The organism is Acidimicrobiales bacterium (assembly GCA_016716005.1).
Taxonomy (GTDB): domain Bacteria; phylum Actinomycetota; class Acidimicrobiia; order Acidimicrobiales; family JADJXE01; genus JADJXE01.
Window position 1 is genome coordinate 1 of sequence record JADJXE010000005.1, and the last position, 10,659, is coordinate 10,659.

Here is a 10,659-nt window from a genome sequence, read left to right on the forward strand (position 1 = left end):
TTGGTGCCAGAGATTGCCTCCCCCTCCCCCCGCCGTCCGAGGCCGCCGTCGCACCGCACCGTCTTGGCCGAGTGGCAGCCCCAGCACAGCGCCCGCAGGTTGCCGGCCTCGCCGGTGCCGCCCCTGGCCAGGCTGACGACGTGGTCCACGCACTGCGACCACCGGATCCCGCACTCCTCGCAGACCGGCCGCTCCCGCCGCACCTGCTCGGAGAGCCGCTGCCACGCCGAGCCGTACCCGCGCGCGGCGGTACGCCCCCGCGGGCTGTGGCCCCGCGCGGGCCTGGCTACGCCGTGCGTCTCCGCCTTCTTGGGCATCTCGCCCTCGCCGGGTGAGGCACCTGGTCACGCCCCCATTATGCCCGCGGGGGCGCACCGCTCGGGGGACCACCGGCCCGCGTGTCCCGGTCGGAGAACACGGCGTGGCCCGCCTCGACCCGCTTGGCGTAGCAGTGGACCCTGACCCGCGACCCCGGCGGGGCGCGGAGCCGGCCGCGGCTGCGGCGGGGCTGGGCGTACAGCTCGGGGCACAGCACCTCGCAGGCCACGGCCCAGTCGGCCACGGTCAGCGAGGTGACGCGCGTGGCCAGCTCCTCCAGCCGCTGTTCAAGGACGTGGAGCGGCACGGCGGGGGCGTCTGCTCCGTCGGTCACGGCTCGGCCTCGGTCGTGGCGCGTGGGGGACCGGAGGAGTGTACCGCCGGCCGGGCGCCGGGGGAAGCCGGGTCCGGCCGGCGGTAAGGGACATGTAAGATCGCTTTTAGCCTATAGCCTATTACAGCAGCAGTAGTAGTAGTAGTAGAGTGGGTAAAGCTGCTATTGGCCGATCAGCCCGGCCCGCGACAGGGCGACGGCCAGGGCGGCCTCCAGCCACCGGCGGCAGCCCCGCTCGCTCCAGTCCGGCAGTTCAACCCAGACCCGCTCGGGCAGGCGGTTGGCGCCCTCGCAGTTCGAGTGGCACCCCGGCCACCACCACTCCCGGCCGACGGGGCCACGGTAGGGGTGCTTCCCCTCCGCGACCATCCACCGCTGGCACGCCGCGCCGGTCAGGTCGCCCCGCTCCTCCAGCAGGTCCGCCAGCTCACGCCGCGCCTGCCAGTCGTCGGGGCACTCGTCGAGGCGGGCGTGGATGGCGTCGATCAAATCGCGGTCAATCATCGGCCTTGCCCTTTAACGCCTCGCGGGTATCGCGCCGCCTCCTTCGCCGCCCGGCTGTCCTCACACAGGTCGGACAGCAGCCCCCCGATCAGCCCGGCCCGCGTCGTGATACACGGCCCAGTTGCTGAGTCCCCACGGCGGACGCCGCAGGTCGTCCACGTCGGCCCCCAGGTCGCTCAGGTGGTCGAGCAGGACCGGGTACGCCTCTGGGTCCGCCGCCAGCTCGACGGCCAGCGGCGTCCGCCAGGCCGGGTCGAAGGCCCGACCGCCGTGCCACGCCGCCCGCCATCGGGCGTGGACCCGCTGCCACCCGCCGGCAGCGACGGCGGCGTAGGCGGCGTAGGCGGCGTGGCGGCGTAGGCGGCGTAGGCGTCGGCGTAGGCGGCGTAGGCGTCGGCGTTGGCGGCGTAGGCGGCGTAGGCGTCGGCGTAGGCGTCGGCGTAGGCGGCGGCGTCGGCGTAGGCGGCGGCGGCGTAGGCGGCGGCGTAGGCGGCGTTGACAGCGGCGGCGTTGGCGGCGGCGTTGGCGGCGTTGGCGGCGTTGGCGGCGTAGGCGGCGTAGGCAGCGGCGACGTTGGCGGCGTAGGCGGCGGCGTAGGTGTCATCGCCCCCGTCGCGTGCCGCCTCGACCGCCCGCCGGGGCCGGTCGTCGTCGGGACAGGCCGACTCATAGACGTGCAGCACGTCCTCGGCCCAGTCCGCCGCCAGCAGCACCACCTGCCGGCGGGGCAGGGTCAGCAGGGCGTCCCGGTTGGCGGCCCACACCGAGCCGGGGGTGAAGGCGTCCATCACAGATCCTCCAGGGTGACGCGGTAGGGCAGTCTGGCCTGATATTCCCGCGGCAGCGAGTCGAGCAGGGCCGCCCGCCACCGCAGCGCGTACCGCAGGCAGTTGGCGCAGGTCGCGTGCCGGCAGCCGGGCAGGGGCGGCGACCGCCGGGCGGCGAACGACCACGCCATGCTATCGGCACTAACCAGCCACCGCCCGGCCCGCCGCAGCCCGCCGGCCTTTACCCCGAATCCGTGCAGCCGCAGGCCGAGCGAGTGCAGGGCGTGGACGATCTCGGCCACCTCGGCGGTGTCCTGCCGCCGGCAGACGCTGCCCAGCCCGACCAGCGGCAGCGTCCGCAGGTCCACGCCCCGCTCGCCGTACAGGTCCACGCACCGCAGGTAGTCGGCGATCGACCACCCCTGGACCACCGGCAGCCAAGGCAGGTCGGGGGCCAACTGGCGAAGCAGCAGGTAGTTGGCGACCGTCTGCCGCTGGTGCTCGGCGACGGTGAACCCGGTCTTGGCCAGGATCGCCGGCTCGCACATCCAGTCCTGTGCCGCCGCCCAGGCCATCTTGCCCACCCCGGCGGACCAACGGCGGACCTCGGTGCTGTAGGTCATGGCGTCCGTCCGCCACGTCCCGTACCGCGACAACTCGGTGAAGCCGCCCGAGTCCAGCGCCCACGTCCCCGCCGCCGCCGGCAGCCGCTTGCGGCGCCGCAGCCGCCGGGCCGAGACGAACAGCGGGACCGGGGTGCGCGCCACCCAGGCCGGCTCGTGGACCCCCAGAAAGAATAGCACGTCACAGATCCTCCAGGGTTACGACCGTCCGGTCCTCCCGCCCGCGCACCGCCGTCGGGGTGCCCAGCTCGCACCACTCGCCCGAGTCGTCGATGAGCAGCCCGCAGGCGACCAGCGCGTCGAGCAGACTCTTCAAGGCGGCGTCCGGGTCGGGCGGGGTGCCCCGCGCCTCGACCCGCACCGTCACCCGCCGCCGGCCCTGCGCCCTCGGCACCCCCAGGGCCAGGGCGTAGGCGGCCACCAGGTCGCGGTCACGGCGCTTGAGCCGCGACCGCGTCCCCCAGTGGCAGCCGAGCAGCCGGTTGAGGCTGACCGGCCGCCAGTCGGGGATGGTCAGCGTGTGCATGGCCATCACGCCTCCCCGTTGATTGCACCCATGATCAGCCGGCCGACCCATTCGGCGCAGGCGGGATCGACGGCGTTGCCGAGTCCCCGCAGTCGGTCCACGAGGGCGGGAACCTCAGCACGGCCTCGACATACTCGGGGTGCGGGTAGACCGTCCGTCCGTCCGCCCCGCACCTCACGGCCAGGTGTTCCGCCAGCGACCCCACCCGGCACCCCTGCCCCGTCGATCCCCGCCAGTCCGACGCGATCGGCGTCGGGACGGTGCCCGAGCAGCCACACCCGGTCCCGGCGGGTGAAGCCGCCAAGGCAACAGGACCGGAGTCGGAAGGGCACCACGGCGTAGCCCAGTCGCTCCAGCTCGGCCCGCATCCGCTGCCAGGGCCAGACGGCCCCGTCCCTGGAGGGGTAGGGGTTTTCGCGGAGGACAAGAGGCGGATGAACCGCCTCAACAACGCGGACGAGGTGACGGCCGAGATCCTCGACGGGTCGGCTGTGGGGGGCGCCCGCCTTCGAGTTGCCCTGGCAGGGGTCGCCCCCGGCGACGAGGTCCACCCCGGAAAGACGCCCTGGGTCCAGCGTGCGGACATCCTCGTACCTCTCGACGTGCGGCCAGTGTCTTCCCAGCACCCGCCGGCAATAGGGGTCGATTTCCACCTGCCAGAGGCACCGCAGCCCGGCCCGCTCCAGCCCGAGGTCCAGCCCGCCGATGCCGCTGAACAGGCTGCCGAATGTTACGGCCATCACGCCTCCCCGTCGTCGTCGGTGACCGCCACGCCGGCCAGGCACGCCGCCGCCCGCAGCCGGGCGTTCTCGGCCTCCAGCGAGGCCACCTGCTCCCGCAGCCGGTCCCACGCCTCGCCGCTCAACAGCTCCTGCTTCTCGCAGGCCAGCGCCTGGCACTGGTAACTCAGCGCCGACAGCCGGTCCACCGTCGCGAGGTGGAGCGCCGCCAGCCGCCGGGCCAGCTGCAGCCCGGTCAGGTGCTCGGCCTCCCACTCGCCCATCTGCAGCGCGGCCAGCAGCACGCCGCGCACGTCGCTCGCCTCGTCCATCACCGCACCCCCTCCCGTATGGTGTTCGCAATTCTCCCCCGGCCGGCGTCGGCCGGCCGCGGCTCCAGGTAGCGGACCGGCTTGCCGGCCGCCTCGGCGTACGCCACCTCCCGGGCGGTCGACTCGCCGACGTAGCCGCCGACGTTGAGCACCAGCACCTCGTCGGCCATGTCGATCTTGCGCAAGTGCAGCCGGTCCAGCATGGCCTTGGCCGGGGACCCCTGGTCGAACACCACGCCGGCGCCGGAACAGCGGGCGCAGTCGCCCCAGTGGCCGCCCTCGCACCAGCCGCGTTGCCCCTTGCAGACCGGGCACTCGCCCGCGAGCGCCGGGTCGCTGTGGCCGAACAGCCCGACCGACAGGACGACCCTCCCGGCCAGCGTCTCCTCCCTGCTCGCCGCGGCGAAGGCGTCCTTGAACCGCGTCGAGCCGCACAGGCACACCACGGTCGGCCGGGGGGCCGGCAGCCGGGCGGCCGCCGGCTCGGCACCCGCGTCGGCCTCGTCGCACGCGTCGGCCAGAGCCTGCCGGGCCAGCCACCCCACGGTGCACGTCGTGTCGCCGTCGGAGACGACGACGTCGGCGGCGTGTCTCGCCAGCCCCGCCAGGGCCGCCCGCATTTTCTCCATCAACTCCTGCTTGACGACCATCAGGGCGCTCAGGATCGCCAGCGTGTCGTTCAACCGCGCGACCTTAGCCTCGGCCGCCAGGGCGCGGCGGATCGCCGCGGGCCAGCCTTCATGCGCCAAGACGGGGAACGCCGGCCAGAGCGTCCCCGGCGGGCAGGCGTCCAGCGCGGCCCGCAGGCCCACGACCTGGTCCGCCACCGACTGGCACAACGTCAGGTCCGCCCGCAGGTCGCGGGCCAGGTCTTCCCCAGTCGGCTCGAAAGTGTCGTCCGCCATCAGCACGCCTCCTTTCCCTTGCCCCCCAGCGCACCGGCCAGCAACTGGCAGTGCTCCCACGTCACGATCGCACAGTCGTACTTGACACCGTCCACGGCGGCCAGGCGGGCGGCGATCGCCCCCACCTCCGCCGGCACGTCCGCCAGCCTCGCGGCCGTGTCGGCTGGGACGGCCGGCGGCTGCTCGGCTGCGACCGCCGCGGCGGCCCTGGTGACGACGCCGCGCCCGACCAATTCGGCCTTAGTCATCTCGCACCACTTGTTGCGGCCGTCGGCCTCGGCCCGGAGCAGCGCGCCGAACTCGGCGACGGCGTCCTCCAGGGAAGCCGCGATCACCGTCCGGGTCAGCGTCTCGCTCAGGCCGATCTGCCCGGCCATCAGCACCACTACCGCCTCTCGCATCACGCACCCCCTTCCGGATCAAACCCCGGCGCCGGCTCGATCGGGGACTGATAGTCGGCCCCCTGGAAGTCCATCCGGTCGAACAGGTCCAGGATCGTCTCGAACGTCCCCTTCTTGGTGACCTCCCCGTCCTCGCGGAACGTCCCGAGGATGTGCTCAACGTCCGCCCTGTCCAGGCCAGCCTCTTCGCCCGCCGCCGTGGCCTTCGACGCCCGCTTCCGTTGCGGCTGCATCACGCACCACCCTTTCCCACGCCGCCCCCGGCGGCAGCCGCCGCGAGGTGCTGATCTCGACCCCCACCACCCGCGCCGCCGACACGTCCTCGACCTGCACCGGCCCGGTGTAGGTCACCCGCCGCCCGTCCGCCAGGACCAGCGTGCAGGTCTGATAGTCCTCGCCGCTCACCCGACACCCCCTTTCCTCCGCCGCCACTCCTGCGACCCCTTCCGCCACAGGCCCAACGCCGCGCCGATCACCCCGTCCGCCTTCTTGACCGCCGCGGCGATCACCTCCAGCGGCGGCGTCGGCTCCTCCCGCCCGGCCAGCTCGCAGTCGCGGCAGACCCGCAGGGCCAGGTCGATCATGCCGGGGCGGCGGGCGTCGTAGCACAGCCGCAGCGTCGAGCAGCAGTAGCCCGCCTCCCGGCCGCACACCAGGCACCGCTCCGGGCTGATCCCGCCCAGATCGCGGTCGCACAGGTCGCAGGTCTGCACCACCCGCTTCGTCGTCGTCTCGATCTCACGCCTGCCCATCACCGCACCCCCTCCCGTATGGTGTTCGCAATTCTCCCCCAGCCGGCGTCGGCCGGCAGCGTCAGCCACCCTGCCGCGGCCAGCTCCACCGCCAGATCCCCAGCCCCGACCGCGACCAGCAGGGCGTCGGGGCCGGCCCGCCGCACCCGGTCGCCCAGCTCGGGCAGGTGCAGCCCGCAGCCGCCCCACGCGACCGCCGCCGCCACCGCCCGCCCCAGCGACGCCAGGGCGGCGCCCGCCTCGAAGGCGTCGGCCCCCGAGGAGACGTGCCACGCCGGCCCCAGGGCGTCGCCCAGCCGGGCCGCCCCGTCGGCGAGCGGCGACGCCAGCAGCACGCCCCTGGCCCCGCCGGCCAGCAGCAGCCCGCGGATCACCTCGGGCGGCATCCCCGCCTCGGCCGCGAACCGGGCCGCGTCGCGGGCCAGCACCCGCCGGTCCAGCGACCCCGGCAGCCGCCAGCCCGGCAGCCTGCCCGAGTCGATCCACTTGACGACCGTCCTGGGCGCCACCATCAGCGCCCGCGCCAGGTCGCCCGTCGTCAGGATCCCCGCCGTCGTCCCGCTCACCGCCACCGGACACCCCCTTCCGCCTGGACCCCGGCGGCCCGCCGGGCCTTGGCCAAGGCCCGCGCCTCGATCTGCCACACCCGCCCCGCCGTCACCCCCAGCCGCCGCCCCGCCTCGGCCAGCGAGGCGCCCGCGGCCCGCAGCCGCAGCACCTCCCGTTCCCGCGGCGTCAGCCCGCGGAGCAGCGGGGCGAGCACCGCCGCCGCCTCGGCCCGCCGGCCCTCCTCGGTGTCGGCCTCGCCCCTGGCGACCAGCGTGCCCCGCACCGCCGGCAGCCCCAGCCGGGCCGGCGCCGCCAGCGCCGCGCCCCGCGCGGCGACGGTCGCCCGGGTCGCCCGCGGCGGCAGGGTGTGCGGCACCGTCACCGCCCCGCCCCTGGCCGCGGCGTCCTGGATCCGCGCCCGGCAGTAGTGGGTCGCCAGGGTGCTGAACCGCACCCCGCGTGAGGGGTCGAAGCGGATCGCCGCCTCGACCAGGCCCAGCACAGCCGCCGCCTCGGCGTCGTCCAGCCCGACCCGCCGGGCCACCCGCCCGCGGTGCCACCGCCGCGCCGCCCAGCGGGCCAGGGCGAGGTTGTCCGTCACCAGTCGCGCCTGCTCCTCGGTCATCGCCCGCAGCTCCTTTCGCCACGCATGGACAGCAGGTCGCCCTGCACGATCACCCGCGCCGCCAGCCGGGAGACGCTGGCCTCCAGCTCCTCGATCCGCCGGGCCGCCTGCCACGCCAGGTCGGCCGTCGTCCGGCCGTCCCGCTCGGCGGCGGCCACCCCCAGGGCGTCCGCCAGGATCGCCGCCGGGTCCGTCAGGTTCCTGAGACTCGTCATCGCTCAGCCCTCCGTCGTCGTTGCCCACCCGGCGTCGTCCGGGTGGAAGATTCCCTCGCCCCGCGCCGCCCGTTCCGCCATCACCTCGACCTTGCCCGCCGAGCCGGGCGGGTGGGCGGTCGGCTCGGCCGCCGGCCGGCGCCCGCCCCCCAGCCCGACGCCCCGCCGGGCGTGCGGCGAGTCGAGTACCGTCGTCTCGGCCCGCCGCCGGTAGTAGCACACCCAGCACAGCCCGCGCGGCCGGCTAGCCGGCTTGGCCCGGCACAGCAGGCACGGCGCCTTGGCGACAGCCCTCATCGCTCGACCTCCCCGCATCACCTGGTCCCGCCGCAAAGGTCGCCCGCCGCGGGCCTGCGGCCGGGCGGCAGGTCGGGGCGCAGTATCCCCGGCGCCTCCTGTCGGGCGTCCGTGGCTACTGCCGCTTGCGTCCGGTGTGGCCGGGCCGTTCGCGCGTACGGTGCTGCGTTCGTTGCCCAGCGGTTCGCACCCGGCGGTTGCCCGCCGCCCCTTCGCCGCCGCCAGCCCGCCGGGTGCCTGCCGTCTGCCCGCCGGTGGCGCCCTCGGGCGCCCGCTGGCCCCGCGTCCGCCGCGGGGGTGGCCTTGCCGCCGGGGCACCACCGCCCCGGTCGCTTGGCCGCTGCTGGTCGCCGACTCCGTGATCGGGCCGCCTGGCCTCTCCTCGGGTCGGTCGCGCGGGGTACTTCTCGCCCCCCCCGCGGGGGTCAACCTCCGAATTCGGCTCGGTGGCCACGCCGGTCGCCCGAACGGGTGGGCTATGTGCGGTCGCTCAGGACGTCACGGCGGCCAGTAGCCGGAATTCCGGCACGGCCCTGATCGCGGCAATCAGCTCCTCCCTGGTGTGCGTGGCCAGCCAGTCGCGCACGTCCCCCTTGTCGGGCAGCCCCGGCAGCTCGACGACGCGCACCGACTCGGCGCGGGCGACCAGCAGCGAGCCGGCCGCCCGCTCGGCGTGGGCGCGGCCCGGCGAGTCGTTGTCGGGCAGGATCACCACCCGCCGGCCGCGCAGGCTGCGGGCGTAGTCGTCGAGCCAGTTGCCGGCGCCCATCGCCGCCGTCGTCGCCAGCAGCCCGACCGCCTCCAGGGCGTGGACGTCGCGCTCGCCCTCGACCAGCAGCACCGGCCAGGCCGGGCGGGCGAGCAGCTCGGGCAGCCGGTAGAGCACCCGCCGGACCTCGCCCAGGCCGGTGGCCCAGCCGCCCCGGCCGTCGGGCCGCCGCTGAAAAAAACCCTTGGGGTCGGTGCGGCAGACCTGGTAGAGCAGCTCGCCGGCCTCGTCGAGGTAGTCGTAGGTCTCGACCACCCGGCGGGCGGGCCGGTCGGCCGTGCGGCCCGCCGTGCGGTAGGGGCCGGTGTTGCGCAGCTCGGGCGGGAACAGGTCACTCATGGTCAGCCCCGCCGCCGAAAGGATCGCCGGCAGCGTACACCCCGCCGCCCGGCTGAAGCACCGCATCAGCAACGCCCCGTTGTCGCCGAGCCAGATCTGCAGGCTGGGCGTCCGGTCGTCGTGCGCCGGGCACCTGGCCCGCCAGGTGCTCGCCCGGCGGCAGGTGCTCACCGCGGAAAAGCGACTCAGCACCGACGCGGGCCACATGCGCCTCCTCCTCGATGACCTGCCAGCCGGCCGCCCCCTGCGGGCGCCGCCACCACGCCCCGGCCGGCACCACCGGCGGGCCGTCGGCGGGCCGCAGGTAGCGGTGGCCGGTGCGCCACAGGAACTCCGTGCCGCCGGCGGCCGGCTCGGGCGGCGGCTCGGCCGCCGGCGGCTCCGGCCCGTCCCCCGGCGACGGCAGGGCTTTCCGCAGGTCGTCCCGCCGCCAGCGGCGGACCACCTCCAGCAGCTGGGGCGGCAGCCGGGACGTCCAGCCCCGCAGCACCCCGCCGCCGCCGGGGCCGGGGCAGACCTCGACGCCGAAGTCGCGGCACACCTCGACGATCTGTTCGACGCTGAGCCGGTCCACGGTCACGCCTCCCTGGCCTTGGAGATCACCGCCGACGCCTGCCGCTTGTTCAGCCCGCGGGCGGCCTCGGGCCTCCAGCCCAGCCGCCGCACCAGATACCACACCTGCTTGTCGGTCGGCGGGTCGCCGCGCGGGGCGTCGGCCGCCTGGGTAAAGGCGGCCCCGCCGCCGGCGAACGGCGACACCTGGCGGGCGTGGAACTCGGCCCGCGCCTTGACCGCCTCGCGCCGCTTCAGCTCGCGCCACATCTGCAGCACGGCCAGCTCGTCGGTGGCCTGTTCGAGGTCGGCGGCGACGTCCTGCGGCACGGCCGCCTCGCCGCGGTCGGCGGCCACCCGGCGGGCGTACTGCCGCACCGGCTCGGCGTACCTGCCCCCCAGCAGGTCGGCCGCCGACACGATCTTGTGCCGCCCGGAGTTGCCCACGAAGTCCAGCACCGTCATGGCCGGCTTGGCGCTGCCGCGGATCGCTTCGCGGCGGGCCTCGGGCGCGTCCAGCCCGTCCACCACGCCGGGCAGGGGCCGCGTGCCGCGGCCGAGAATCTGGGTGTAGAGGGCCAGCGACTTGGTCGGCCGCCCCATCACCACCGCCGCCGTGGCCGGCGCGTCGAAGCCCTCGAGGAACAGCCCGCAGTTGCACAGGAACTGCAGGTCGCCGGCGCGGAAGCGGTCCACCACCCGCCGGCGGTCCTCGGTCGGCGTCGTGCCGTCCAGCGACAGGGCCGACTGCGGCTTGTAGCGGTTGAGCACCTCGGCCATCAGCCGGGCGTGGCTGACGGACGCGCAGAAGACCAGGGTGGGCAGGTCGCCGACGATCTGCACCGTCGGCGCGGCCATCTGGTGGAGCACCTTCTCCTGCGCGACGATCCGCTCGACCTCGTCGGCCGACAGGTCGCCGGCGACGCTCTTGACGCCGCTGAAGTCCAGCCCCTCGACGACCACCGCCCGCTGCCGCACCGGCACCAGCCAGCCGGCGTCGATGGCGGCCTCGATGCCCATGTCGAACGCCGCCGACTCGAAGACCTGGCCCATCGCCAGCTCGTCGGCCCGCTTCGGCGTGGCCGTCACGCCGAGCAGCTTGCAGGCCGGGTTCCGCCGGAAGTGATCGACC

19 protein-coding genes are annotated in these 10,659 nt (G+C 75.3%); all 19 read right to left on the reverse strand.

The window, feature by feature from the left end:
* On the reverse strand, positions 1-317 hold a 317-nt coding region (locus IPM45_18245), incomplete at its 3' end, for an HNH endonuclease (protein MBK9181456.1).
* 38 nt (positions 318-355) lie between these two features.
* The gene (locus IPM45_18250) at positions 356-652 is read right to left on the reverse strand and encodes a hypothetical protein (GenBank protein MBK9181457.1); all 297 of its coding nucleotides are present in this window, start codon (positions 650-652) and stop codon (positions 356-358) included.
* Between the two features lie 162 nt (positions 653-814).
* Entirely contained in the window at positions 815-1,156 is a 342-nt protein-coding gene (locus IPM45_18255) for a hypothetical protein (protein ID MBK9181458.1), read from the reverse strand.
* Positions 1,157-1,332: 176 nt separating this feature from the next.
* Positions 1,333-1,944 carry a hypothetical protein gene (locus IPM45_18260; protein ID MBK9181459.1) on the reverse strand — a complete coding sequence of 204 codons (612 nt, stop codon included), beginning with the start codon at positions 1,942-1,944 and terminating at the stop codon, positions 1,333-1,335.
* Positions 1,944-2,735 (reverse strand): hypothetical protein, encoded by a 792-nt coding sequence (locus IPM45_18265; protein MBK9181460.1) that lies wholly within the window; start codon positions 2,733-2,735, stop codon positions 1,944-1,946. Before IPM45_18265 ends, IPM45_18260 begins: the two co-directional genes overlap by 1 nt.
* Entirely contained in the window at positions 2,728-3,072 is a 345-nt protein-coding gene (locus IPM45_18270) for a hypothetical protein (GenBank protein MBK9181461.1), read from the reverse strand. Before IPM45_18270 ends, IPM45_18265 begins: the two co-directional genes overlap by 8 nt.
* Positions 3,073-3,077: 5 nt before the next feature.
* Positions 3,078-3,812 carry a DNA cytosine methyltransferase gene (locus IPM45_18275; protein MBK9181462.1) on the reverse strand — a complete coding sequence of 245 codons (735 nt, stop codon included), beginning with the start codon at positions 3,810-3,812 and terminating at the stop codon, positions 3,078-3,080.
* On the reverse strand, positions 3,812-4,123 hold the full coding sequence (locus IPM45_18280) for a hypothetical protein (GenBank protein MBK9181463.1): 312 nt from the start codon (positions 4,121-4,123) through the stop codon (positions 3,812-3,814). The genes IPM45_18275 and IPM45_18280 overlap by 1 nt, the downstream gene beginning before the upstream one ends.
* Complete coding sequence (locus IPM45_18285; protein MBK9181464.1) at positions 4,123-4,590, reverse strand: hypothetical protein; 468 nt, start codon at positions 4,588-4,590, stop codon at positions 4,123-4,125. The genes IPM45_18280 and IPM45_18285 overlap by 1 nt, the downstream gene beginning before the upstream one ends.
* A gap of 437 nt (positions 4,591-5,027) precedes the next feature.
* Positions 5,028-5,411 (reverse strand): hypothetical protein, encoded by a 384-nt coding sequence (locus IPM45_18290; GenBank protein ID MBK9181465.1) that lies wholly within the window; start codon positions 5,409-5,411, stop codon positions 5,028-5,030.
* Positions 5,412-5,428: 17 nt separating this feature from the next.
* Positions 5,429-5,662 (reverse strand): hypothetical protein, encoded by a 234-nt coding sequence (locus tag IPM45_18295; GenBank protein ID MBK9181466.1) that lies wholly within the window; start codon positions 5,660-5,662, stop codon positions 5,429-5,431.
* A gap of 168 nt (positions 5,663-5,830) precedes the next feature.
* Positions 5,831-6,181, reverse strand: a complete 351-nt coding sequence (locus IPM45_18300) for a hypothetical protein (protein ID MBK9181467.1) — start codon at positions 6,179-6,181, stop codon at positions 5,831-5,833.
* Complete coding sequence (locus IPM45_18305) at positions 6,181-6,753, reverse strand: hypothetical protein (protein MBK9181468.1); 573 nt, start codon at positions 6,751-6,753, stop codon at positions 6,181-6,183. The genes IPM45_18300 and IPM45_18305 overlap by 1 nt, the downstream gene beginning before the upstream one ends.
* Positions 6,744-7,355 carry a sigma-70 family RNA polymerase sigma factor gene (locus tag IPM45_18310; protein ID MBK9181469.1) on the reverse strand — a complete coding sequence of 204 codons (612 nt, stop codon included), beginning with the start codon at positions 7,353-7,355 and terminating at the stop codon, positions 6,744-6,746. Before IPM45_18310 ends, IPM45_18305 begins: the two co-directional genes overlap by 10 nt.
* Positions 7,352-7,570, reverse strand: a complete 219-nt coding sequence (locus IPM45_18315) for a hypothetical protein (GenBank protein ID MBK9181470.1) — start codon at positions 7,568-7,570, stop codon at positions 7,352-7,354. Before IPM45_18315 ends, IPM45_18310 begins: the two co-directional genes overlap by 4 nt.
* Before the next feature lie 3 nt (positions 7,571-7,573).
* Positions 7,574-7,867 (reverse strand): hypothetical protein, encoded by a 294-nt coding sequence (locus tag IPM45_18320; protein MBK9181471.1) that lies wholly within the window; start codon positions 7,865-7,867, stop codon positions 7,574-7,576.
* Positions 7,868-8,357: 490 nt separating this feature from the next.
* Positions 8,358-8,975 carry a toprim domain-containing protein gene (locus tag IPM45_18325; GenBank protein ID MBK9181472.1) on the reverse strand — a complete coding sequence of 206 codons (618 nt, stop codon included), beginning with the start codon at positions 8,973-8,975 and terminating at the stop codon, positions 8,358-8,360.
* Positions 8,968-9,555, reverse strand: coding sequence for a hypothetical protein (locus tag IPM45_18330; protein MBK9181473.1), 588 nt, complete (start codon positions 9,553-9,555; stop codon positions 8,968-8,970). Before IPM45_18330 ends, IPM45_18325 begins: the two co-directional genes overlap by 8 nt.
* Positions 9,552-10,616 carry a hypothetical protein gene (locus IPM45_18335; GenBank protein MBK9181474.1) on the reverse strand — a complete coding sequence of 355 codons (1,065 nt, stop codon included), beginning with the start codon at positions 10,614-10,616 and terminating at the stop codon, positions 9,552-9,554. Before IPM45_18335 ends, IPM45_18330 begins: the two co-directional genes overlap by 4 nt.
* Between the last annotated feature and the right edge of the window lie 43 nt (positions 10,617-10,659).

Bases quoted from the DNA above. Each gene is read 5' to 3' on its own strand.
- IPM45_18325 (MBK9181472.1), bottom strand. From the start codon at position 8,975: ATGAGTGACCTGTTCCCGCCCGAGCTGCGCAACACCGGCCCCTACCGC.
- IPM45_18310 (MBK9181469.1), bottom strand. From the start codon at position 7,355: ATGACCGAGGAGCAGGCGCGACTGGTGACGGACAACCTCGCCCTGGCC.
- IPM45_18300 (MBK9181467.1), bottom strand. From the start codon at position 6,181: ATGGGCAGGCGTGAGATCGAGACGACGACGAAGCGGGTGGTGCAGACC.
- IPM45_18280 (MBK9181463.1), bottom strand. From the start codon at position 4,123: ATGGACGAGGCGAGCGACGTGCGCGGCGTGCTGCTGGCCGCGCTGCAG.
- IPM45_18295 (MBK9181466.1), bottom strand. From the start codon at position 5,662: ATGCAGCCGCAACGGAAGCGGGCGTCGAAGGCCACGGCGGCGGGCGAA.
- IPM45_18320 (MBK9181471.1), bottom strand. From the start codon at position 7,867: ATGAGGGCTGTCGCCAAGGCGCCGTGCCTGCTGTGCCGGGCCAAGCCG.
- IPM45_18275 (MBK9181462.1), bottom strand. From the start codon at position 3,812: ATGGCCGTAACATTCGGCAGCCTGTTCAGCGGCATCGGCGGGCTGGAC.
- IPM45_18260 (MBK9181459.1), bottom strand. From the start codon at position 1,944: ATGGACGCCTTCACCCCCGGCTCGGTGTGGGCCGCCAACCGGGACGCC.
- IPM45_18315 (MBK9181470.1), bottom strand. From the start codon at position 7,570: ATGACGAGTCTCAGGAACCTGACGGACCCGGCGGCGATCCTGGCGGAC.
- IPM45_18270 (MBK9181461.1), bottom strand. From the start codon at position 3,072: ATGCACACGCTGACCATCCCCGACTGGCGGCCGGTCAGCCTCAACCGG.
- IPM45_18255 (MBK9181458.1), bottom strand. From the start codon at position 1,156: ATGATTGACCGCGATTTGATCGACGCCATCCACGCCCGCCTCGACGAG.